The sequence below is a fragment of the Desulfovibrio biadhensis genome (assembly GCF_055388615.1).
The window spans coordinates 2,682,670-2,706,804 of the sequence record NZ_AP042477.1 but is presented as its reverse complement, the minus strand read 5'-3'; the positions used below and the strand labels follow the sequence as shown (position 1 = coordinate 2,706,804).

General features: G+C 56.7%; 19 protein-coding genes. 7 read left to right on the top strand and 12 right to left on the bottom strand.

All coding sequences use genetic code 11. The features are described 5' to 3' along the window. Positions 1-144 precede the first annotated feature (144 nt). Complete coding sequence (locus tag ACZ5EH_RS11830) at positions 145-936, top strand: putative hydro-lyase (RefSeq protein ID WP_464274084.1); 792 nt, start codon at positions 145-147, stop codon at positions 934-936. 81 nt (positions 937-1,017) lie between these two features. Here ACZ5EH_RS11830 and ACZ5EH_RS11825 read toward each other — a convergent pair whose 3' ends face one another. The 6 genes from ACZ5EH_RS11825 to ACZ5EH_RS11800 form a co-directional block, all read right to left on the bottom strand. After that, complete coding sequence (locus tag ACZ5EH_RS11825; protein ID WP_464274083.1) at positions 1,018-2,085, bottom strand: glutamate cyclase domain-containing protein; 1,068 nt, start codon at positions 2,083-2,085, stop codon at positions 1,018-1,020. A 542-nt stretch (positions 2,086-2,627) separates the two neighbouring features. Continuing rightward, positions 2,628-4,820, bottom strand: a complete 2,193-nt coding sequence (locus tag ACZ5EH_RS11820) for a sigma 54-interacting transcriptional regulator (RefSeq protein WP_464274082.1) — start codon at positions 4,818-4,820, stop codon at positions 2,628-2,630. Then, entirely contained in the window at positions 4,780-6,903 is a 2,124-nt protein-coding gene (locus ACZ5EH_RS11815) for a PAS domain S-box protein (RefSeq protein ID WP_464274081.1), read from the bottom strand. Before ACZ5EH_RS11815 ends, ACZ5EH_RS11820 begins: the two co-directional genes overlap by 41 nt. Before the next feature lie 60 nt (positions 6,904-6,963). Next, positions 6,964-7,839: a methylenetetrahydrofolate reductase gene (locus ACZ5EH_RS11810; protein ID WP_464274080.1), complete on the bottom strand. Its 876-nt coding sequence runs from the start codon at positions 7,837-7,839 to the stop codon at positions 6,964-6,966. 310 nt (positions 7,840-8,149) lie between these two features. Further along, the gene (locus tag ACZ5EH_RS11805; protein WP_464274079.1) at positions 8,150-8,500 is read right to left on the bottom strand and encodes a hypothetical protein; all 351 of its coding nucleotides are present in this window, start codon (positions 8,498-8,500) and stop codon (positions 8,150-8,152) included. A 21-nt stretch (positions 8,501-8,521) separates the two neighbouring features. Further along, the gene (locus ACZ5EH_RS11800; RefSeq protein WP_464274078.1) at positions 8,522-8,980 is read right to left on the bottom strand and encodes a DsrE/DsrF/DrsH-like family protein; all 459 of its coding nucleotides are present in this window, start codon (positions 8,978-8,980) and stop codon (positions 8,522-8,524) included. A gap of 293 nt (positions 8,981-9,273) precedes the next feature. Here ACZ5EH_RS11800 and ACZ5EH_RS11795 point away from each other — a divergent pair, with 293 nt between their 5' ends. Genes ACZ5EH_RS11795 through ACZ5EH_RS11780 form a run of 4 tightly spaced genes read left to right on the top strand, consistent with a single transcriptional unit; the run spans position 9,274 to position 13,003 of the window. Further along, positions 9,274-10,176, top strand: a complete 903-nt coding sequence (locus ACZ5EH_RS11795; protein WP_464274077.1) for a metal ABC transporter solute-binding protein, Zn/Mn family — start codon at positions 9,274-9,276, stop codon at positions 10,174-10,176. 3 nt (positions 10,177-10,179) lie between these two features. After that, positions 10,180-10,683, top strand: coding sequence for a hypothetical protein (locus ACZ5EH_RS11790; RefSeq protein WP_464274076.1), 504 nt, complete (start codon positions 10,180-10,182; stop codon positions 10,681-10,683). After that, positions 10,680-11,477: a metal ABC transporter ATP-binding protein gene (locus ACZ5EH_RS11785; RefSeq protein WP_464274075.1), complete on the top strand. Its 798-nt coding sequence runs from the start codon at positions 10,680-10,682 to the stop codon at positions 11,475-11,477. Before ACZ5EH_RS11790 ends, ACZ5EH_RS11785 begins: the two co-directional genes overlap by 4 nt. After that, a complete protein-coding gene (locus tag ACZ5EH_RS11780) occupies positions 11,474-13,003 on the top strand; it encodes a metal ABC transporter permease (protein WP_464274074.1) in 1,530 nt (509 codons plus the stop codon). Before ACZ5EH_RS11785 ends, ACZ5EH_RS11780 begins: the two co-directional genes overlap by 4 nt. Positions 13,004-13,160: 157 nt before the next feature. Here ACZ5EH_RS11780 and ACZ5EH_RS11775 read toward each other — a convergent pair whose 3' ends face one another. Beyond that, entirely contained in the window at positions 13,161-14,375 is a 1,215-nt protein-coding gene (locus ACZ5EH_RS11775; RefSeq protein WP_464274073.1) for a Fic family protein, read from the bottom strand. A 253-nt stretch (positions 14,376-14,628) separates the two neighbouring features. Here ACZ5EH_RS11775 and ACZ5EH_RS11770 point away from each other — a divergent pair, with 253 nt between their 5' ends. Further along, entirely contained in the window at positions 14,629-15,606 is a 978-nt protein-coding gene (locus tag ACZ5EH_RS11770; protein WP_464274072.1) for a 2-hydroxyacid dehydrogenase, read from the top strand. A 12-nt stretch (positions 15,607-15,618) separates the two neighbouring features. Then, positions 15,619-17,013 carry a glycerate kinase type-2 family protein gene (locus tag ACZ5EH_RS11765; protein ID WP_464274071.1) on the top strand — a complete coding sequence of 465 codons (1,395 nt, stop codon included), beginning with the start codon at positions 15,619-15,621 and terminating at the stop codon, positions 17,011-17,013. Positions 17,014-17,145: 132 nt separating this feature from the next. Here ACZ5EH_RS11765 and ACZ5EH_RS11760 read toward each other — a convergent pair whose 3' ends face one another. From ACZ5EH_RS11760 to ACZ5EH_RS11740, 5 genes are all read right to left on the bottom strand, one after another. After that, on the bottom strand, positions 17,146-17,688 hold the full coding sequence (locus tag ACZ5EH_RS11760) for a hypothetical protein (RefSeq protein ID WP_464274070.1): 543 nt from the start codon (positions 17,686-17,688) through the stop codon (positions 17,146-17,148). Positions 17,689-17,767: 79 nt separating this feature from the next. Continuing rightward, a complete protein-coding gene (selB, locus tag ACZ5EH_RS11755; protein ID WP_464274069.1) occupies positions 17,768-19,705 on the bottom strand; it encodes a selenocysteine-specific translation elongation factor in 1,938 nt (645 codons plus the stop codon). Positions 19,706-19,806: 101 nt separating this feature from the next. After that, positions 19,807-21,228: an aminopeptidase gene (locus tag ACZ5EH_RS11750; RefSeq protein ID WP_464274068.1), complete on the bottom strand. Its 1,422-nt coding sequence runs from the start codon at positions 21,226-21,228 to the stop codon at positions 19,807-19,809. 24 nt (positions 21,229-21,252) lie between these two features. After that, positions 21,253-22,692: an L-seryl-tRNA(Sec) selenium transferase gene (gene selA / locus ACZ5EH_RS11745; protein ID WP_464274067.1), complete on the bottom strand. Its 1,440-nt coding sequence runs from the start codon at positions 22,690-22,692 to the stop codon at positions 21,253-21,255. Positions 22,693-22,746: 54 nt separating this feature from the next. Then, a complete protein-coding gene (locus ACZ5EH_RS11740; protein ID WP_464274066.1) occupies positions 22,747-24,090 on the bottom strand; it encodes a bifunctional folylpolyglutamate synthase/dihydrofolate synthase in 1,344 nt (447 codons plus the stop codon). Positions 24,091-24,135 lie beyond the last annotated feature (45 nt).

Genomic DNA, 24,135 nt, shown 5'->3' with positions numbered 1-24,135 from the left:
TATAGCGATGCGGCTTGTTTTAGCAACCCGCTCAGGCAGCCGAGCTGCCCGCCCCCTTCCTTCGCGGAAGGGAGATGGAATGACAGATTCGTGCTCCAAAATGTTCAAGCATTTTGTGTAGTGATTAATATCCAGGAGACCCGCATGAACGCAACACCTTCTTCCGCCCTTTCCCCACGGGAATTTCGCCAGGCAGTACGAGAAGGCCGCCACACCGGCCCCACATCAGGATATTGCCCCGGGCATGTCCAGGCCAATGTGGTCATCCTGCCCCAGCGCCAGGCCTGGGATTTCTTGCTTTTCTGCCAGCGAAACCGCAAGCCGCTTCCTTTGCTGGAGGTTTACGACCCTGGAGATGTGGAAGCCAAACGCTTTGCTCCCGGGTCGGACATCCGGACGGATTGCCCCGAATATGTTGTGCTTGAAAAAGGAAAAACCAAGTCAGTTTCATCCATAGAAAACTTCTGGCGCGACGATCTTGTCACGTTTCTGATCGGGTGCAGCTTCTCCTTTGAGGCCTCGATGCTCTCCATGGGCGTGCCTGTGCGGCATATGGAAATGGGATGCAACGTTCCCATGTATCGTACCAACGTCGCCATGGATCCGGCTGGTATTTTTTCCGGGCCGATGGTTGTCAGTATGCGCCCCGTTCATGCCACGCTTATCAGCAAGGCGGTTGCCGCCACGGAGCGCTATCCTGCCGTCCATGGCGCACCTGTTTGCGTGGGGCAGCCCCAGGCCTTGGGCATCAAGGACATCAACACTCCTGACTATGGCGATCCTGTGGAAATCCGGGAAGACGAACTGCCTCTCTTCTGGGCTTGCGGCGTATCCGGCCTTTCCGCCCTTACGCACAGCGGTGTGGATTTCGCCATTACCCACGCGCCCGGCCATATGCTGGTGTGCGATCCCAAAGACGAAGACCTGGCGGGATAATCGCCTTCCCCCACCGCCGTGTCGCTGCCGGGGAAAACCCTGTCATGGAGCGGTTTTCCCCGGTCATGACGCAAAGCCGGCCTAATCATGCACTTTGCGCCGCCAGTCCGTGGCCTGATCCATGCCACGGGCCACAACGCCGCGCAGGCTGCGCATAAGACCATTCCATTCAATGGCCGGGATGCCGTCCACGGCAGGCTCGGGTGACAGGCTGACACCATCCACAGCGCCGGTATTTGCGCACAGTTCGATGGCGCGTTCTTCTCGCTCGGGCTCCTGCAATACGTCCAGACGATTCAGCAATACGGCCAGAGCAGCTATGATCCCGGCAGCGCCCCAGTTTGAAACGCTGGCCACGACCAGATAGTCGGACGCGAAAGCCGTGGCGGTGCCACCGCCGCAGGGGCAGCCGCAGGCAGCAGCCTGGGGGAGAAAAGAGGACAGCTCCTCGCGCACGAGCCCCATGCCGATTTCATTGCCCCCGTCACCTATGCCCAGTATCGGAATTTTACGCTCGCGTCCCATTTCGAAAAGGCGCTCCACATCTGCAATAAAACCCGCCAGGGGGCGCCCGTTCATGCCATGATACACGCCCTTGATGTTTTTCCCTGGACGCTCGATGGCTATAAGCATGTCAGGCTTCAGGTCCAAAAGCCGCTCACAGGCTGCGGTGCAGCCAGCGTCATCGCGCGGCACAGTGGCTATATATACGGGGCGCAAATAACGAATAGGCTCCACCCCGCTTTCCGGCAAAACCATGGGAGAAAGTCCGGCGCCTATACAAGCCGCCTTCACGCTGTCCTCCCATCCCTGATCAGTAACCAGTACGGAATGCACACCCAGCCCCTGGTAGAGTGCTCTGGCAAGCATGGCCGCCCCCACAGGACCGTCAGTCTCCGGAACACCACCGCCCATGGGAAAACCGGTGGCGATGCAAACCAGCCCCTTTGTCTCAGGCAGATTCTTGGCAAGAAATGCGGCAGCCCCCATACACATGGGGCCGGGTTGTTTGCTTTGCAAGGCCGCATACAACCGCGGGGCAACGCCAAGGCTGGCCAGATCCAAGGTGACAAAGGCGTCGATGGCCGCAGCGACGGGTCCTGCCAGCATGGCAGACGAGGCGTCCTGCTCTATTTTGTTGTCAGACATATCAATCTCCTTGTGCCAAAGCCATAAGCAAAGGCATCCGATCTTTATATTCTATAACCTGAATATGCTTTGTAAATCCATTATAGCAGTGCGGACAAAGGGCATAAGCCAAACTGATGGATGCCTGCAGCCACCCTGTAAAACCTCTGAAAATCGGGATGTTAAGACTGGAGCAAGAACGCGTCAACTCTCTGGGGGCAGAATCAAGGGGCAGGTCAGGCTTTATCAAAAACAAAAAAAAAGACCGGGCACAAGGCCCGGCCTAGTGTGTCTTCAGATAAGAGGATGCCAGCAGAAAACATCTTCTCTTGAACAATCCGGGAGACCAGGGGGGATAAGACCTCCATGACTGCCTGAAGACGACCTTGTTTTCTTTATATCAAGTAATGTGCCAGTTTTAGCATCTTTTCAAATTTTTTCATCACAGGCTGTATTCATTGATTTTTTTGAACGCGCTTCATTGAGAAAATGCAGGGCTGTGCGAAAAAACTGTTGCACAAGAAGTGTGCGCAACACAACATGTTGCAACACATTGTGTTGCACTACGCTTTTTCACGCAACGGAATCTGAAACTCCGCGAGTTTGCGGTACAGGGTTGTTCTATCGATACCCAATATTCTTGCAGCCTTGGCTTTATTGCCCTCGGTTTCAACCAAGGTCTTTTCGATGGTGCCCTTATCCAGAGGTATACGCCCGTGCGTGTAGGAAGGCTCACTACGTATTTGTGAGGGCGCGCTTTTGGAAGCAATAGTGCTGCGCTTACGCGCCATCAGCCCCGCGGGCAGGTGTTCCAGCCCGATTCTACCGCCCGGGCTCAGAATACAGGCGTGTTCCAGGGTATGCTTGAGCTCACGAACGTTTCCCGGCCAGGGGTAGTGCATGAGCACGGCCATGGCATCATTGCTGAGACCACTGAAACTCTTTTCAAATGCACGCCCGAACTGCTCCAAAAAATGAGATACGAATAGCGGTATGTCCTCGGTTCGTTCTCTTAGGGGGGGCAAGGTTATGACCATCACATTCAGGCGATAATAGAGGTCCTCCCTGAACTGTTTGGCTTTCACCTGACTCAAGAGGTCCAGATTGCTGGCGGCGATGACGCGCACCTCCGCCTTTCTGGTTACGGATTCACCTACGCGCTCGTATTCTTTATATTCGAGAAAACGGAGCAACTTCAACTGAATGAGCGGGGATATGTCGCCAATTTCATCCAGCATCAAAGTGCCCCCCGCCGCAGCCTGGATACGGCCTTCCTTGTCTCGCAGCGCGCCTGTAAAAGCGCCCCGCACGTGACCAAACAACTCGCTTTCCAGCAAGCTTTCCGTAAGCGCTGAGCAGTTGACCTTGACCAGCGACCCATCGGTTCTGCTGCCGCCATAATGCAGGGCTTCGCTTACAAGCTCTTTACCGGTCCCGGTTTCCCCCTGCACAAGCACGGTGGATTCCACATTGGCAAGCTGCTCCACAAGACCATACACTTCTTGCATTGCCTCGCTTTTGCCGATCATGCCATGAAACCGCTTGCGCTCGCCAAGGCGTTTTTCCAAGTCCATCAGCCGTGTAACATCCTTGACCACGAGAACAGCACCCCCGCGGCTGCCGTCTTCCACCACAAGCGGTGTGCAGTTCAGTTCAACCTGAAGCACATCGCCCGTTTTGCGCCTGCATTCCGCAAGCATTGCGCGTACTGGCTTGCCTGTGTGCAGGGTCTGATTCAAGGCCTCCAGGCATGGAGCACTCTCACATTTTGTTACGTCATTAAGCGATTTCCCCACGGAGGAGTTGGCAAGACGGCAAGTACGCGCTGCAGTGCTATTGGCCGAAATAATGCTCATATTCTCGTCCACAGCGATGATGGCGTCGGGAATACTGCTGAACGTGGCCTCGAGATTGCGGCGGTAGCGCTCCTTTTCCAGTGTAGCGGCATCGAGGGCTTCCTCGGCCATTTTTCTGGCCGTCACATCACGGCTGACACCAAGGATCCCCATAAACTGGCCGTCTTCGAGAATACCCCGGGTGGAACTCTCCACATACGCCGTTTTTCCATCGGGCGTAACAACCCGCGTCTGCCACAGTTCCAGGCCGGCATCTTCCCCAGCCATAATCCTGGCGGTCCAGTCTCTCCATCTGGCCAAATGTTCGTCGGTCTGCATGTTGCGGAAAAAATCTCTGCCAAGTTCAAAAACCTGGTCGGATGAATACCCGAAAAGTCTTTCCATTGCTGGGCTGATATAGACCAGGTCGAGTTTCTTATCGAGCACCCAAATCACATCTGCGGCGTTCTCAGCCAAGAGCCTGTACTTACGTTCGCTCGTCGCCAGCTCCTGCTGCAGACGGCGGCGCTCATCCAGGAGGTGCTTGTGTTCCAGAGCCCTCCCCACAACATGCAAAAGCACGTCACGCTCCACCGGCTTCTGCAAATAGTCGAAGGCGCCCAAGCGCACCGAGCCCATGGCGGTTTCCAGGGTTGGTCGCCCGGAAATCATGATTACTGGCGTTTCAGGCTGCAGATTGCGCGAAGCTTCAAGCAGTTCCATACCGCTGGCGCCAGGCAGCATGATATCCAACAGCACGAGGTCAAATCGCTGCGTTTCCATCAGCGCAAGGGCAGCCTTGGCGCTCCCGATACTTTCTACGTCATACCCCTGCTTGGTGAGAAACGCTTCAAAGGTGATGCGAATGGAGATTTCGTCATCAACCACCATCACGCGCTGGGGAGCAGAAACAATGTTCATTGTTCACCCCTATTATGGCTGGCAATGCCACTGTCGCCAGGGTCCCCCCTCCTGGAGCATTTTCAAGTGTAATGTAGCCCCCGTGTTGCGAAATAATGGAGCGGCTGATGGAAAGCCCCAGCCCGGTACCTTCTCCCACTGCTTTTGTGGTGAAAAAGGGATCGAACAGACGGGGCAAATCGGCTTTTTCGATACCTGTGCCATAATCCCGGAACTGCCACACCACATGGGGTATCCCTTTATGTGATTGCAGCGTCATGCTGAGCTCCAGCTGTTTGCCCTTTTCCTGCTTGGGAAACCTCTGGTTCAGGGCGTGAAAGGCATTGGAAAGCAAATTCAAAAAAACCTGCTGCAATTGCCCCCTATTCGCAAAAACAGTCGGCAAATCATCGGTGCTTTCAAAAGAAATATTTACTCCATGCTTCTCCATTTGCGCCCGTAGCAAATCAAGGGCAAGAAACATGGGGTCTTCAGGTCGCAGTGAGGTTTTTACATCTGTATCCTGGCGGGCCATTGTCAGCAGGCTTCTCACGATTTCCGCAATATGCCTTCCCTCGCGAATGACAAGCCGTAGATAGTAATCATTTCTGCCCTCGTTCACCGCTTCATCGGAAAGCAACTGGGCGCAGTTGATAATGCCATTTATGGGGTTGTTTATCTCATGCGCCAATCCGGCGGCCAATTCGCCAAGGGAAGCGAATTTTGCTGCGCGCATGGCTTCTTCCTGCAGTTGCTTCTGCTTCGTAACATCCCTGCCAACGGTCTGTATTTCTACCAGCTTTCCGTCCTCGTCATAAAAACCACGCGAAGCAAACTCCATCCAGTGAACCTCGCCATTCCCGTCAATAACCCTGTTTTCAATGTCCGTTGTAGGATTATCTTGCGAAAGGGCTGCAAGCTCGGTTCTGGTCCGCTCCCGATCGTCTTCATGGCACAAAGGGTGCCAGGTTTTGCCGAGAATTTCTTCGCGAGTAACGCCGAACAAACGGCAGAACACATCGTTCACGAACGTAAAAGTACCGTCAGGACGAAAACGGGCAATGATATCCGTCTGGTCTTCCACAACGGCCCTGTATCGTGCTTCGCTCTCCAACAGGGCGGCCTGCGCCCTCTCGCGCTCGCCCTCCCCCCGCAATGTGCGGATGCCGTGGGACAAGGCCGCAGCAATTTTCCCCAGCCACTCGATCTCAATAGCATCGAAAGCATCCGGCTCCGGGGCGCAAATCCCCAAAACACACGGGGGAGCCTCTTCCAGCGCCAGCGGCATGGTCAACGCAGACCCCATACACACAGGGTAATCATGCATTGAATCAGACGCCGTCGTTGAGAAGGGGTATTTCATCCGGAAAACAGTTGGACCTTGGTTCCCTACAACATTCCATGGGGCTTCCATTTCCTGCAGGGTGCTCCTGAGAATGTCCTCCAGGCTCGACGTGTCATCTGCGTCAAATCCGTACGACGCCATGATGGAAACGTCGTCTGGAACATTTTCCTTTACCTGCCCCACCCAGGCAAGGCTGTACCCCCCCTGCTCAACAAGGGTGCGACAAATACTGCGCGTGAGTTCGTATTCGCTTTTCGAAAAGATAACAGCCCTGTTGCATTCACCAAGCACAACAAGAGCCCGATGCGCCACCCGCAGCTCACTCTCGTAGCGTTTGTGCTCTGTTATTTCGGTAATTGTGCACCCGACAAACGTGACAGCCCCGTCTTCGTCCAAAATAGGAAAATGCGCATTAATGAATGTACGCTTTGTGCCACGCACTGTGAATGTTGCTTCAAAAGTAATAGGGAGGGCGGTCTCAAAAATACGCCTGATGACCGTATCCATTTTAGTGGCGTCTTCTTCCGAGTACATGTCGTAGGCAGATAGGCCCACAAGCTGTGCAGAAGACATGCCCACAAGACGTTCAAAGGCAGGATTGACCCTGACCAGACGGCATTCTTTATTAACGACAAGGAAGGCGGAATTGGAATTGTCGAGCACTGCCCGCAAAAAATTCTCCGCTTCCACGCAAAAAGCATCGCGCTTCCGGTCTTCGATTGGCTCTTCTGAGCCGGAATGTGGCTTATTATCCTCCATACTCCTTCCTGTTCCCCGCCTTGTAGCTTCTCGGCAAGGAACAGGCAAGGAGCCGAAGAATCAGAGCAGGTCCTGTAAAGCGTCAGCTATCTCCAGGCAAGCTTCGGCCTGGTTCAAGGTATACAAATGCACTCCAGGGGCGCCGCCTTCAAGCAGATTACGGCATTGCTTGATGGCGGACTGCACGCCCAGTTCACGCACAGCCTTGGCGCCGCCTTTTTCATTGGCTTCTTCAAGCTCCAGATAAAAATTACCCGGAATATTGGCACCACACAGAGACAGAATCCTGCGTATGGACCCCAGGGACAAAATGGGCAGCACGCCGGGGATCAAAGGCTTGTTGACGCCCATGCCCGCAAGGCGCGCCTTGAAATCGAAATAGGCCCTGTTGTCGAAAAATAGCTGGGTCACACATAAATCCGCATATTCCATTTTATGGCGTGTCCACTCCAGATCTTCGGCTATGCTTTGCGATTGCGGATGCGCTTCGGGATACCCCGCAACAGCCACGCCCATGTTGGGGGCCTTTTGGGTTATAAAGGCCGCCAGGTCAGATGCGTGGCGAAATTCTTCGTTCTCCGGCACAAACTGCGTCATCCCCTTGGGCGGATCGCCCCTGAGCGCCAACACGTTGTGCACTTCGCGCTCTTGCAGACCGCCGAGGAATTCCTCAATGCTCGTTGCATCAGCGCCGACACAGGTAAGGTGCGCCATGGGCTCGAGCCCTATCTCATTTTTAAGCTTGCCGCTGATTTCCAGGGTGCTGTCCTGACTGCCCCCACCGGCCCCATAGGTCACGGAGACGAACAGCGGATTTGTGACAGCCAGCCGCTCGGCAACTTTCAAAAATCCAGGCCACTCAGCCGGATCTTTGGGCGGAAAAAATTCAAGAGAGAGATGACGTTTACCAGGCTGCATAGAATCGATTATCTTCATGGCGGTATCCATTTTCTTGGTTTCAGGCACATGCAGCAACAAGCTGCCCAACCCATGATTCACTATATCAAGATATATTGATGTAGTTTTCGATTTTCTACGCAGCCTGAAAGATTCTGTCAAGAACCAAGGGCATTTTTATAGGGGGGCAGCCCACTTTTGTCGCAAGCGCACAAGAATAATGGCATGCCGCGCCTTTGCGTCACGCCCCAGGCATATAAGGGGAGACGCCCACCATGCACGCATTCCACGCGCCAGACGCTAACCGCATGTGAACAGGCGCCGCAAAACACCTGTTACAGGGCGGTCTTCAGTCGAGGTAATAAACGCCCTCAAAAGGGTCATCGGGCATTTGCACCCCTTGCAATTTCCACCGTTTGTAACGCATGAAGCACACCTCGGCAGTATCTTCGCATTTAAGCAACAGGCTGCCTTTGCCCTCCTTCTCCAGCATTTCGCAGATTCTGTTGAACGTGGTGATCAGCTGTTCCGGGTCATCTGCAAGGTTGCGCGCCCCGCAAATACGCAGTTCTTGCGTTTCCTCAAAATACTGCACAGAGGAGAACAGCTCGAGCAGATACTCCTTGTTGGCTGCAAAAGTGCCCTGGGCAACCCCTTGCAGACGCCCGCAATGCAGGCTGCAGGAATTGGAATCAAACATTTGTTTCTCCTTTGGCTTGCATCAGGTGAACATGTTGATGGCGCAATGGCCAGCCAGTTTCAGGTACTGTTCAGCGTTCATGACCTCCACCCCCTCGATCAGCTCATCCTCGGCCATCTGCATCATTTCCAGTGTCATTTTGCAGCCAACCAGACGCACCCCTTCCAGTTGCGCCATTTCCAGAAGATCCTCGATATCGGGGATATTCGCTTTTTCAATCTGTTTACGCATCATGACGGTGGCAAGTTGTGACATGCCAGGCAAAGCGCCCATGAACCCGGGCATATGGAATTTCACCTTCGCCAGATACCCTTTCTTCACAATATTGATCCCCATGAAGGTGTAGAAAATGGCTGCTTCATGCCCAAGCCGCACGGAATTGAGCGCAAGAATCAGCGATGGGTAGGCGCCGTCGAGAGTTCCCCTGGAGCAGATAAAGGTGTAACTTTGTTTTGCCTCTTCCGAAGGTGTATCTGTCATGACTTCCTCCTTGTTGCATGGAATCATGTGCCGAAAATGCGATAACCACCTTTGAAAAAAACCATTTAAACGCAGAATACGCTTCTTGTGACTCTATGCAATCCCCATGATGCACATTGGCGTTTACATGAAAAACCCAGGCATGATAGACAAAAAGGGTGCTGTAATTATTCCCTGCAGCAAACAGGCTGCAGGCGACGCCCCTCTTTCATCAACCACCAACTGGGGAGATTGGGACTTTGAGATTACGTAAACGATTCTTTCTGCTGTGCATAATGCTGCTTGCAAGTGCGATGTCGCCACTTACAGATGTTGCGCAGTGTCAAGAACAGGCCGACAAAAAGAGCACTCCCATGGTGGTTTGCTCCACGACACAGGTAGCCGATTTCGCCCGCCATGTGGCAGGCGACGATATTACAATCAGTTGTATTCTCGCGCCAGGAGCTGATCCACATACCTACATGCCCACGCCCGAGGATTCCAAGCTTGTAGTAGGGGCCATACTCTGTCTGGAAAACGGCCTGCACCTCGAAGGCAACAACTGGATGGGCAAACTGGCCCAAGACGCCGGCAAGCCTGTCGTTGCCTGCGCCACAGGCGTGCAGCCGTTGCAAATGGATTATGATGGGCGCGAGGTAAAAGATCCGCATGCCTGGTTTTCCCCAAAAAATGCAGCCATATATATTACGAACATCACCCACGCCCTTTCCAAGGTGATGCCGGACAAGGCCTGGAAGTTCAAAGCCCGCGCAGCCCTCTATCTGCAAGAGCTCCGCGCCCTGGACGCCTGGGTTCGTATTCAGGTTGGGCGCATACCGCCGAATCAACGGGTCCTGGTCACCAGCCATGACGCCTTCAATTACTTTTGCCGGGAATACGGCTTTAACCCGGCAAACGGGTACATGAGTCTTGCGCCTGTAGGCTGGAGCACGGGCAGTGAAGTTGGCGCCGGCATGACCCCTGAGCGGCGCAAGCAGGTAGTGTCATCCATCCGGAAAAGCGGTGCAAAGGCTGTCTTCGTGGAAACAAGCGTGAATCCGAAGCTCATCCGCCAGATAGCCGAAGAAGCCGGTGTAGAAATCGGCGGCATGCTCTACTCCGACTCCATGGGAGAAAAAGGAACGGCCGGGGAGCGCTATATCGGCATGATCCGCGAAAATGTGCTGACCATCATCGGCGCTTTGACGGGGGAATAGCCCATGTCCACACGGCTCGCCCTTGTCGCACTTGTCTGGCTGGTAATAATCGGCGGCACCGCCCTGCTACAGCAGAAAGAGACACCCAAAAGTTCCACTGAAGCGCCAACTGAAATCTCCGTACAGGGAGACTACTCCCTGGAACTGACTCCCACGTTCAAGACGGAAAAAGACCCCTTTGCCCTGCAGGATGACGACTCGCAGCCTTCGGCGGTAACGGTGGCAGTCTCCGGCAAACAGTTTTTTGCCAGCGATGCCCTTGATGCTGACGTTCCGGTCCGCATCACCCTCCCCGAGGGACTGGTGGCAGGCGTCAACGAGATACTCGTCAAGGCCTCGCCCCCTTTGTATGAGGAAGGCTCACAGCCCCAGAGCAACGCCGTGCGGCTGCAACTGCTGCGAGGTGAAATCCCCATTGCCCAGGACACTTTCTGGGCGGAAGCTGGACAAAATGTTGTGGGCACCTTGCGTGTCACAATCGAAACCCCACACGGGGGAGAAGAATGAGCACCCCGGCGATAGAAGTCGAACACCTTACTGTCAGTTACGGGCCCAAGCCAGCCCTCCTGGATATTTCTTTGACCATAGACCCCGGTTTGCTGGTGGGCGTCATCGGCCCCAACGGCGGCGGCAAATCCACCCTTATCAAGGCCATACTCGGCTTTGTGAAACGCGACGTAGGGCAGGTACGCATCAAGGGGCAGACTGCAGAATCAGCCAAGGGTCTGGTGGCCTACGTGCCGCAACGTGGCAGCGTGGACTGGGACTTTCCCATCACAGTGGAGCAGGTCGCCATGATGGGGCGCTACGGGCATGTATCCTGGTTTCGTGACCCGGGGCCGGAAGACCGGCGCATCGTGGACGAAGCATTGACCATGGTCCGCATGCAGGACTTTCGCCACCGCCAGATAGGCCAGCTTTCAGGCGGCCAGCAACAGCGCGTATTCATGGCCCGCGCCCTGGCCCAGGGGTCGGATATTCTGCTCCTGGACGAGCCATTTGCCGGTGTGGACGCGGCAACGGAACGCGCCATTCTCGACGTTCTCGAGCGCGCCAAAAATGCAGGACGCACACTGGTGGTGGTGCACCACGACCTGACAACAGCAGCCGAGTATTTTGACCGCCTGGCGCTCATCAAACAGCGGCTGTACGCATACGGCGCCCCGGAAGCGGTCCTGCAGGAAGAGTTCCTGAGCGAAGTGTACGAAGGCACGCTCAAGGCCTTTGCGCTCATGGCCCAAGCGCGCGAAAACCAGGCGCAGCTGGACGCTGCAGCTAATGGAAAAGGAGCGGCATCATGATCGAGACGCTCCACCATCTATTTATCGCACCCTTCCATGAAGCATTCTTTCTCAAGTCGCTCATCGGCGGCGGCGTGGTTGCCATCGTCAGCGGCGTTATCGGCTGCCTGGTGGTGCTCCGGCGCATGGCCTTTCTGGGCGATGCCCTCTCCCATGCCATGATTGCCGGCGTTGCGGGGGGGTATCTTTTCATGAAGCTGCTCTTCGGCCTCGAAGCCTACGCGCCAGGCATGCTCATCGGCTCCCTGCTCGCCGCAGTGCTCACGGTAATGTGCATCGGCTTTGTCTCACGGGTCTCCCGCGTCAAGGAGGATACAGCCATCGGCATCATGTACACCGGCATTTTCGCTGCCGGCGTGGTGCTTGTTTCCATGTTCCGCAACTACATCCATATCGACCTGATGCACTTTATCATGGGCGACGTGCTGGCCGTGGGCGACGCCGACCTCTGGGCCTCCGCCATCACCTCGGCTCTTGTGCTCAGCATCGTCGTCATCATGTTCCGTCAATTCCAGCTCATCAGCTTTGACCCAGTCATGGCCGCCAGTATAGGCCTGCCCGTGGTGCTCCTCGACTACCTCTTCACCAGTTGCGTTTCCCTGGTGGTGGTCAGCGCCGTAAGCATGGTGGGCGTCATCCTGGTGGTAGGGCTGTTGATCACACCAGCCGCCACGGCCTACCTGCTCAGTGACCGGCTGGACAGAATGATGCTGCTCTCCGCCTTTTTCGGCTTCACCAGCGTACTTGGCGGGCTCTACCTCTGCGTCTGGCTCGATTCAGCAGGCGGCGGCGCAATCATGCTCTTTTGCACCTTGCAATTCCTGGTCGTACTGATCTTCGCCCCCCGCTATGGAATGCTCGCAAGAAAGATGCGCCTCAAACGCATGGTGCCGCAGCAACTGCAGGAAGACATTCTGGGAGCGCTTCTCAGAGCAGAACAGGCAGACCACCCTGCATTGTCCCTGGAGGACCTGCAAAAGAAACTCGAAGAAGAGCAGCACAAGCCCGCGGCTGTGGCCAGAGGCGCGCGCTCCATGGCGCAACAGGGAATACTGCAGCAGAAAGACAAACAAATCTCCCTGAGCGACAAAGGGCGCAACGAAGCACGACGCATCCAACGCGCCCACAGACTCTGGGAAGCCTATCTGGCCCATGTGGGTACCCCTGCTGCGGAACTGCACGAAAAAGCTCATGAGCTTGAGCACTTGCACGACAACGATGCCTACAACTACATCGACGACCTGCTCGGGCACCCCACCCTGGACCCCCACGGGGAGCCCATTCCGCAAGACCCCACGGCAGTGCGCCCCGGTGCGCGTGTGCCAGTAAGCCTGCTACGCGAAGGGCAGGCCTGCGTTGTAAGACTGCTGCTACCAGCCGCCGAAAATCTGGATATCAAGGAAGGCGACGCCCTCAGCGTGCTGCCCCGTGAAGACAACGGACAAACCTGGGTGCTGCAAAAAGGTGACGAAAACCTGCGCCTGACCCATGACGCGGCAGACGCCGTGATGGTAAGCTGCGATTAGCCTGGACGTAATACGCGTAGACGTTATAAGCGTAGACGTTATAAGCGTAGACGTGATTAGCGTTGACGTTATAAGCTTAGACGTGATGGAGACAGACTCCAACTACAGCGTGCGGGGGGGCTCCCTCGCACGCTTTTTTGATGCCGCACGTACAGTGTCACAGCGAACTCTCAGAGAAAGCGCCCGGGTCGCATAAGCCCGGAAAAATAAATTCCACGGCTCTGGCTGGAAAACCTATGGTATAAGGGGCGTTGCGGGATTCGTTTTCCAACAACCCTTCTGCCTCCAAAATCTTCACAACACCACGTGCGGTCTTGTCGGAAGTACCAATCAGATCGTGGACCTCTCCTTTGCCCAATGTGCCAAACGTAAAAACATGTATAAGAATCTTGGCGGCATGTTTAGGAAGAGGACCTTGCCCAGCCAAGTTTCCTTCGGAACGAAGTCTGCAGTAGTGCACGATATTTCTAGGCACAGCATCAACGGCCAGTAGTTTGTTCATGAATGCAGCCTGATCCAAGGCCGTCTCCAACATATACCGACAAAAATTACGCAGTCCCCGTTCGGTAAGGGCCCCCCTGCCATCGTAATCTCCCTGTCTTGGAACATCCGCTTTTGCCAAATATTCTTTGTAGCGTTGCTGATCGCGGGCGAGCCCCCTGCTCAACGTCCAGAGACCATACCCATCCAGCCCAGCGCATTTGAGGTAGGCGTCGGTGAACAGCCGCGCCACGCGGCCGTTGCCTTCCAGAAAAGGGTGTATCCAGAGCAGGCGGTGATGGCTGGCGGCCGCGGCCACAAGTCTTGTCGTCGCGGAAAGTTTGTCCAGCGCATAAACCTCCCCAAATCGAGCCAGCAGATGATGGAGATCACCTGCGTCCGGAGGCATATATCCGCCGACCGTGACATTTTCGCTCCGCAACTGGCCTGGAACCATACAGGCTTCGCGGCTGCCGTTGTCAGTCCTTTGTATAAGGAATTCCTCGGGAAGGCCTTCAAACAGCAGTAGGTGGAGCCTGCAAATGAATTCCAAGGTCGTTACATTGCTTGCATTTTGCAAACATTCGGCTTCAATCTGGTTTTGCGCCAAAATGTTTTGCTTATGTAAAAGCTGCAAACGCCTAGTTTTAGCGTCAACCGAGACCTGCCGTAGTCCTTGTTTGATATCGGCCAACGTTGTGCGCACCCCCTCTATGAGGTTAGAATAATAGCTATTTACATCGCGCAGAAGAATTTTGAGGGACTTTACCGTTGGTTCTGAAAGGCTTTGGCCGGAAAGTTTGGCCGATGCCTTGTAGACACTGACTGCCAGGTTTTCCAAATCTTCTCGCTGGGCGGGCAGCATGGGCTCCATGCGTGTAGCGACCGGCATAATCTCTCCTACTTTTACCAAAACTTTTACTGAAACGTCATTCCAATAACCATTGAAATTTTCTCATGTATTAATATTATATAGCATATTATTGTAGACTTCTATTATAATTATTTCCGAAACTTTTTCCGAAACTTTTTCGGTTGATTTTCCCTGACGCTCTCTTTGCGTTGCCCCCCGTGGTGGACATCCGCTGCCGCAATCCGTACTCTGCCGCCTATTCTTGTCATGTACCAAAACAAGGAGCACTTGCATGTATAAAGTCTTTGTTACCCGTAGGATACCGCAGGCTGGCCTGGATTTGCTGGCCGAGAAATGCGACGTGGAAGTTTACCCGGAAGACGGCCCCTTACCGCGCGAGAAACTGCTTGAAATTGTGCGCGACAAGCATGGCGTGCTCGGCCTGCTTTCCGACAAAATCGACGCGGCCTTCTTTGACGCCGCTAAGGAACTCAAGGGCTACGCCAACTATGCTGTCGGCTTCGACAACATCGACGTTCCAGAAGCCACCCGCCGCGGCATTCCCGTATCGAACACTCCGGACGTACTCACCGAAGCCACGGCCGAGCTGTCCTGGGCGCTGCTCTTTGGGGTTGCCCGTCGTGTGGCGGAAGGCGATCGCGACGTACGCGCCGACGCCTGGCCCGGCTGGGGGCCATTGCAGTATCTTGGCCAGGGCGTGACAGGCAAGACACTCGGCATTGTCGGCGCAGGGCGCATTGGCGCTGCCATGGCCCTGATGTCCAAAGGCTTCAAAATGCCCGTGTTGTACACCAACCACTCCGGACGCCCCAACAAGACACTGGAGCAGGAGCTTAACGCCAAACTCGTGCCCTTTGAGCAGCTGGTACGGGAGTCCGACTACATCAGCATTCATGCGCCGCTGACGCCCGACTCGCGCCACATGTTCAACGCCGCGACCTTCAAGGCCATGAAGTCGACAGTCATCATCGTCAACACAGGGCGTGGACCCGTTATTGACGAGGCTGCCCTGGTGGATGCGCTGCGTAACGAGGAGATTGCCGGCGCGGGGCTGGATGTGTACGAGCATGAACCCGCCCTGGTGGAGGGGCTGGCCGATTTGCGCAACACCGTTCTGCTCCCGCACGTGGGATCTGCCACCAAGGAAACACGCGATGCCATGGCCCTGCTTGCAGCCCGCAACCTGCTGGCCATGCTTGAAGGACGCGAGCCTGAAACCTGCCTGAATCCTGAAATCTACTCCAGTTAAAGGTTCCCCATCATGCATGACAATATCAAGGAATTGGGCATCATCCCTGCTTCACCGCCCCCTGCCGCCGCGAGCGAAAGCCGTCGCCCTACACTGGAACGCATCGTGCGCAGCGCCATTGCGGCTGTCTCGCCGCGCCAGGCCGTGCAGCGCACCGTCAAACTCGATGGCGACATCCTCACCGTGGCGGGCAGGGCCTACAACCTGAACGACTACAACCGTGTGCGCCTGCTCGGCGCGGGCAAAGCCGCAGCGCCCATGGCGGAAGCCCTGGAGGAAATCCTCGGCGACCGCCTCTACGACGGGCTCATTGTTGTCAAATATGGCCACACGCTGGAACTGAAGCACACGGAACTGCTGGAAGCAGCCCACCCCGTGCCGGACGAAGCCGGGGTAAAAGGCGCCAACGCCCTGCTGGAACGCGCAGAGGCCTGCGGCGCCAAGGACCTCGTGCTGTTTATGTTGTCAGGTGGCGCCAGCGCCTTGATCCCGGCGCCGCGTCCCCCTGTCACACTGGACATGACCCAGCAACTTACCCAGGCCTTGCTCGATTGCGGCGCCAGCATTGACGAAGTAAACGCCCTGCGCAAGCACGTCTCGCTGATCAAAGGCGGAGGGCTGGCCCGCGCCCTGCACCCTGCAACTACGGAAACCCTTATCATTTCCGATGTCGTAGGCGACCGGCTGGATGTGATCGGCTCCGGCCCCACTGCGCCGGATCAGAGCAGCTATCGCCGGTGTCTGGATATTGTGGGCAAATACGGCATTACCGACAGACTGCCCAAGGAAGTGAACAACCTGCTGCGGCAAGGCGCTGCCGGTGAACAGCCCGAGACTTGCAAAGAGCACGAGCACTGCTTCACCACGGTGCGCAACACAATCGTGGCATCCAACCGCATGGCGCTGGATCAGGCAGCCGCTGCGGCCAAGGAGGCGGGCTATACGCCTGTGATTCTGACCTCCCACCTGCAAGGGGAAGCCCGGGAAGCCGCCCAGGTGATGGTGGCCATGCTGCGCGATGTATGCACAGGACATGGCATTGCCAAGGCCCCGTGCTGCCTGCTTTTTGGGGGGGAGACCACGGTGACCATCCGCGGTACAGGAAAGGGAGGGCGCAATCAGGAGATGGCCTTGGCCGCCGGTCTTGCCCTTGAAGGCGTGCCCGAGTGCCAGGGGCGCGTTTCCCTGGTGTGTGCCGGCACGGACGGCAACGACGGCCCCACGGATGCAGCGGGGGCGCTGGTGCTGCCCGAAACCCTGGCCCACGCCAAAAGCATGGGTGCGGACCCCGTAGCCTATCTGGCCAACAACGACGCATACGCCTTCTTCAAACAGACAGGCACCTTGCTGCTGACCGGCCCCACCCTGACAAACGTGATGGACGTGGCCGTTTTTCTGGTGGACTAGCTGCGACTGACAGCCCAGCTTGTTTGCTGCGTCCGAGAACTTCCCCAAAAAGGGGTGGACATAAAAAAAGGCGGCCGCCACTGCATACTTGCAGCAGGCGGCCGCCTTGTCGTCATCTGAAATAGGGCAGAATCAGGCAAACCCCAAACAGGTAAGCCCCTTGTCGGAAAGGATAAGCCCCTTGCGTTTAACGCCGGAGCCGAGTTCCGCCTTGATACGGATCACAAACCCCTGGGCAAACAGCTCGTTGACGGAGCGCTGATCGTATATCCCCACCTCTTCCTGGGGCATGAGCCCGCCAAAACGGGGGATATTGGTGTAGTGGTAGACATCGGACAGAATCTGCCATTGCTCCTGGCTCAGGTGGGCGCACTCTCTGTGCGTCACTACCTTCTCCGCCCTGCGCCGTAACCTGGCCAGGGCTTCCGCATCACCCTCCGCCAGGTCCATCAGCAAAACCTCTCCTGCATCTGTAAGCTTGAGCAGCGTGGCTTCCTGCCCGCAGGCATAGCTGATCTGGATCCGCTCTATGAGCCCGGCTTCCACGAGTTCTGCAATACGCAGTTCGTCAAAGCACATGGCCAGCTTCATGGGCATCATTCCTCGGTACCGCTCGATTGTACTGAAGCTAGCGATATCCTGGAGAATTTCTTTATGTACAGCGTCGACTTGCATGGCGTACATATACTCCTGCCGCCATAACAATGCAACACATGACACATAAATGTAACAAATATGTACATACGAGCACAAACTAGCGTTTGCGCAATCTACGCTTGTCTCCAACGCGGACGGTGAGCTTTTCCTTATCCAGGTGTTCCAGCAGAGGAATGGCGAACTTGCGGGAAAGGCTGGTAATCTCGCGAAATTCCTGGGGCCCCATTTCCTCGTTCTCTTGCAGGTAGGCCACAACCTGGCCGCGTACCGTATCCAGGGCTTCCTTGGCGTAGAACATCTCTTCCTTGATCTTTACCAGCGCCCCTTCTTTCTGCAGCAGGGTCAGCACGGGTTGGGCCTCGCGCGGGGAGAGTTCCAGGGGTTCCAGCACGTCTTTCAGGTTTGGCGGGGTGACACCGCCCTGCAAATATGCCTGCAGGATGGTTTCGCGTAGTGTTTTCTGATCTGCAGCCAGGGAAACCTTGTGGTCTTTGTGGCGCAACACTTCCTGCTCCACAACCAGCTCCCCCTGCTTGAGCAGGCGTTCAAGGATGAAGTGCTGGAGTTTGGGTTTGAGTCGCCGCCCCCATGTGGAGGCCAGTGCCGCCCTTGAGAGCCCTTGCTTCATTGGCTCCTTGGCATGGAACGCCAATACCTGGTCAAGCGCGCCCTTTGCCAGTGTTTCCACCGTAGCGTCAGCAACGTACCAGCGTTCTTCGCGGTCAAAGAGAAAGGCCTGCTGCTTGCCCAAAAGATCCTGCAGCGCTTTTTCCAACCCTTTTGTTTCCAGGTTACAAAGTATGCGCAGGCGGGCGAAATTCAGGCCCTCCTTGCCGGCAAGACGCAAATGCGTCAGTACCCGGCGTTGTTCCACCTCCGCCACATTGCCGTCCACCTCTTCTTCATTCAGGCTGGCAATGCTGTTCACCGTTTCTGAAAAGCGCTTTACCTTGCGCCCCAAGGGGTTGAGGAGAACGCCCCCCGCCACCGTACGCAACGGGGAATAGGCGCGAACCACGACATGGTCGCCATGCACGCCCACCATTGGCTCTTCAAAACGCACCTGGCAGACAGCTTTCTCGCCTGGGGCAAGTTTGTCCCGATCCAAAAAATAGAGCCTGGCCAAGGTCTCTCGCGAGCCATGGTGGAAATGCACCTGTGTTCTGTGACGCAGCGCCCTTGGCGAGGACTTCAGACAGGAAAGCTCCACATCCCAAACCGCATGGGGGAACAGTGTGCCAGGGCGGGCCACCACATTGCCCCGCTCGATATCCGCCACTTCCATCCCTTGCAGATTCACGGCCGTACGTCGTCCGGCAGGGGCGGTCTCCACTGTCGATCCATGGGATTGCAGACCGCGCACTTTACTGCCGTGCTCCTGTGGATAGAGAAAAACCTCATCCCCCACTGAAATGCTGCCCGAGATCATCGTGCCCGTCACCACAGTGCCGTAGCCCTTCATGGTAAAAATCCTGTCCACTGGCAGCCGGAAAAGGTCGATCCTGCGTTTGGGCTTGAGTGCGGCAGCAAATTCGCCCAATTGTTGCCGCAGTTCGTCCATGCCTTCTCCGGACTGGGCCGAGACAGGCACCATTGCAGCATCTTCCAGAAAGGTTCCCTGCAGGAAATTGGCAACGTCCTCTTTGACCAACTCCAACCACTCTTCGTCCACCATGTCCAGCTTGGTCAACGCCACCATGCCGCGCTTGATGCCAAGCAGACTGCAAATTTCCAGGTGTTCCCGCGTCTGGGGCATCACGCCTTCGTCCGCCGCGATGACCAGCAGCACAAAGTCGATGCCGGCGGCTCCCGCCACCATGTTTTTAACGAAACGCTCGTGCCCGGGGACGTCCACTATGCCAAGGCGGGCTTCATCCCCTTCGCCGCCAAGGTCCATGAAGGCAAAGCCCAGCTCAATGGTAATGCCGCGACGCTTTTCCTCCTCAAGCCGGTCGCAGTCGATCCCGGTCAAGGTTCGTATCAGCGTGGTTTTGCCGTGGTCTATGTGCCCGGCCGTTCCCATGATGACAGGCATGCGCCCCTCCTCGGCTAAGGCTCTTTGCCAGTTGTAGTGCGTTCCCGGCGGTGAAGTTCCAGCAGGAGCTCCACCGCCGCACAATCACATTGCTGTTTTATCTAACTCTGCAAAAAGGCGCCAAAGGCTTTGACCGTGGCGTAGAGATCGGCCTTGCTGCTGATTTCAAAGGGGCTGTGCATGGCCAGAATCGGGGGGCCGCAGTCGATAATGTCCATGCCGTAGGCAGCCAGATATTTGGCCACCGTGCCACCGCCGCCACCGTCCACCTTGCCAAGCTCGGCCATTTGCCAGGGCACCTGGGCGCGGTTCAAGACCCCCCGCAGCCAGGCAACGTATTCGGCATGGGCGTCGTTTGCGGCGATCTTGCCCCTGTGTCCCGTGAATTTACAAAACGTGGGTCCATGGCCGATGAGCGCGGCATTGAGCTTTTCGTGCAGCTCCTGATAGTCCGGGTCCAGCGCGCCATGAACATCTGCAGAGATGGCCTTTGCATGCAGCATGGCCTCCCGCAGCGGCGTTCCGGGCTCCCAGGTCTGGGTCAGGGCTTCCAGACAGTATTCCAAAAACATGGACTTTGCGCCCGTGGACCCGTCGGAGCCGATCTCCTCCTTGTCCCAGACCACCAGCACCTGGGTATATTCAGGAGGTTCCTGTTCCTGCAGCATGGCCTCCATGGCGGCGAAAACGCAAATACGGTCATCCTGCCCATAGCCGCCAATGAGGGAGCGGTCCAACCCCACCCAACGGGCAGGCCCGGCCGGCACAGCCTGCAGCTCTGCGCTGTAAAGGTCTTCTTCCACAATGCCATACTTGGCGTGCAGAATCTCCAGCACATGGCGCTTTACCGGACTCTTCACCGTCGCCGAAGCTGCATCTTCATCCCCGTCGCCATTTTCGGCCGACTTCCAGGGCGCATGCCCCAGAACAATATTCATTTTTTCGGCTTCAAAAGCCTTGGACAATTTCTTTTCGTTCTGATCCTGCGCCAGATGCGGCAGCAGGTCGAGCACGGTGAAAACAGGCTCGTCCGCTTCTTCGCCAATGCAGACCTTCACCTTCTGGCCATCGCCCTTGACCACCACGCCATGCAGCGCCAGGGGGCGCGAAAGCCACTGATACTTCCTGATGCCACCGTAGTAATGGGTCTTTGCCTGCCCCATGTGGCAGTCTTCATACAAAGGGTGCTGCTTCAGATCCAACCGGGGTGTATCACCGTGAGCGCCCAACAGCCTGAATCCCTGTGAAAGGGGGTGCAAGCCGCGTCTGGCCACAAACAGGGTCTTGCCGCGAAATTCCCGCAGCACCAACTCCCCGGAAAAATCTTCTGTGTATCCGGCCTGGGCAAAACGCTCCAGCAGATAGTCCACCGTCTCCCGTTCGGTTTTGCAGGTGGAAAGAAACTCCAGATAGCGCCCTGCCAGGGCGTCCATGGCGTCACGGTCCTCTGCGGCGGCAAAGCGCTCCCAGCAATTTGTGGGGGAATATTCCAGCTCGTTTTGTTTTTTTTCTTCGTTACTCATTGTCTATCTTATTGGGTTACGGTTTCAGGCCTGTTGTGCGTCCAGCAGGCCAAGGGATTCGAGTGCCTGGCGCAAGGCATCGGCAACGGCGGCAAACTCCGCATCGTCCAGGGTGCGTGGGTCCAGGCAAAAAAGATCGTCCTCAATGCGCCCTATAAGCGGGGGGTCGGTCTGCAACAAGGCGTCACGCAGCGCTTCTGCCGAAGCGCCCTTGCACTCCAGGGTGACCAGTGTTGTAGGCAGTCCGTATTCCGGAAAGGAACCGCCCCCAACCCGTGACATGCCGGAACGCATACCAGTATCCATGGCGCTGGTCAGGGAGGCATCGCGCTTCAGCCGGCGGGCCAGCTTACGCGCCTTGGCCTGCAGTTCGTCCGGCTTTGCCGTAATCATGCGCAGCGTGGGTACGTTCTTGCGCGCAACCTCCGGGTCCAGATACTGGCGCAAAGTGGCTTCCAGGGCAGCCAGGGTCATCTTGTCTATACGCAGGGCGCGGTTCATGGGGTTCTTTTTGATGCGCTCGATGATTTCCTTGCGGCCTACGATGATGCCGGCCTGGGGGCCGCCAAGCACCTTATCGCCGCTGAAAGTGACCACGTCCGCCCCTGATGCGACGGCTTCCTGCACCGTGGGTTCGTGCCCCAGCCCAATGGGGCGAAAATCCATAAAGTTGCCGCTGCCCAGGTCTTCTATGACGGGCAAACCGCGCTCGCGTCCCAATGTCACAAGCTCCTCCAGGGTGACTTCCTTGGTAAAGCCGATGATCCGGAAATTGGAGGCGTGCACTTTCATCAACGCGGCGGTCTCTTCGTTGATGGCGTTCTCATAATCGCGCAGATGGGTACGGTTGGTGGCGCCCACCTCATGCAGTATGGCGCCGCTCTTGGCCATGACCTCGGGTATACGAAAACTGCCGCCGATCTCCACGAGCTGTCCGCGCGAAACCACGACCTCGCGCCCCTTGGCAAGGGTTTCCAGTACCAGCATCACCGCAGCGGCATTGTTGTTGACCACAAGGCCGGCTTCGGCGCCACTGACGCGGCACAACAGTTCTTCCACATGGCTGTAGCGCGAACCGCGCTTGCCCTTGGCAAGGTCGAACTCCAGGTTGGAATACCAGCGGTTGGCCTCGTGCACGGCGTGGATGGCTTCATCACACAGCAAAGAGCGCCCAAGATTTGTATGCACCACCACGCCTGTGGCGTTGATGGTTCTGCGAAAATGGGGGCGCGAACGCATGCGTACATACACAGCCAGGCGCTTGAGCAATGCCGCTTCTTCCAGCTGTTCCGGAGCGTTCAAAATGCCAGCGCGTATTTCCTCGCGGCAGAGGTCCAGAAACTCGTTGGCCAGGTCGCGCAACATTGTTCGCGGCGGGCGCGGTGCGCCCTTGCCTGTATTCTCCACGTCCAGGCTACGTAAAACCACATCAACAGAGGGCAACAGCTTGTAAAGGTTCGCCACCGGCAGCTCCCGTTGGCAGGCGGTCTGCAGCCAACCTGCGACAGATGTTACGGATTATTGCCAAACAAGTGTTTCGGGCCGCAGCTTAAAGAACTCGCCCAGCAAAAACAAGGAGCCACAGAGCAATACCGGCCTTTGCGGACTACTCTGCATATCTTTCAATGCGTCCATGGCTGCGGCCAAGTGCGGCATGGGGTGTGTGAGGCACCCGTGTTCCTCCAGGATAGCAGCGGCTGTTTCTGGTGCGGCAGCCCGTGGAATATCTGAAAGCGCAGGCAGATACACCGGCGCCCCAGTTGCCAGAGCGGCAAGAACCGGGGCCACCTCTTTCATGTCCTTATCCGCCATGAACGCCGCCACCACAGCCCGAGGGCGAATGTTTGCACTGGTGAGGGCGCTTTGCAACGCCAAAAAGGCATCCTCGTTATGCGCGCCATCCAGCAAAAGATATGGAAATCTGCCAGGCACCGCGGCAACGCTCTGCAATCTCCCCGGCAGGGCGGCATGCTCACAGACCCTGCGGCACAGCTCTTCTTCCACATCCACCCCCCGCCAACCGGCGATAACACGCCAGGCAGCCATTGCCAGCCGGGCGTTTTGGGCCTGATGCCCGCCCATCATACCCAGGTGGGGTGCCGGGTCAAAAGTAGTTGCGGGGGCCAGGTTTACCGCCATGAGCGGTGTGCCCCCTTCCTGAGATGCACGCTCCAACTCGCCCCATGCTTCTGGGGTTTGCGGGCTGGCCAGCCCCAGGCGGGCGCCCTGTCTGAGCGCATGCCCCTTTTCCTTGGCAATGGCGGCAACACCTTTTCCCAAGATGTGCTCGTGGTCCAGGCCGATACGCGTGATGCAGGCCAGGTGCGCGCCAAGGGCTGCGGTGGCGTCCCACCGTGCGCCGAGGCCGGCTTCGTACACGGCCACATCCACCCCCTGCTGTCCAAAAAATTCTGCGGCCATGACAGTCAGATACTCAAAATAACTGAGCCCCTCGGCACAGCGCATATCCTCGCCCGCATAATCAGTGGGCACCACGGGACCGGCCGCATAGACGGTGTTGGCCAGTTCCAGCCATTCGCTATCAGTGGCCATGCGCGCGCCTTGGGTATCGAGAATCATAATCCGCTCACGGGGGGAGATGAAATGGGGAGACGTGAAAAGCCCTACCCGCAATCCATGCGCGGCCGCCAGACGAGCCAGCAACCAACTTGTCGTGCCCTTGCCGTTGGTGCCGACAACCCGCGCCACCGTTTGGGTGGAACGCGCGCCAGCAGTAGCGTGCGCCAACGCACGCAAGGAGGACAGGACCCGTTCGAGCCCCAATTGCATGCGGAACTGTCCAAGCTGCTCCAGATATGCTTCAAAAACAGTAAGGGAAGCGAATTCGTTTGTGTTTGTCATGCTACCGGAATGTTACCCAGTGCCTTATGCGCAGTGGTTTGCTTT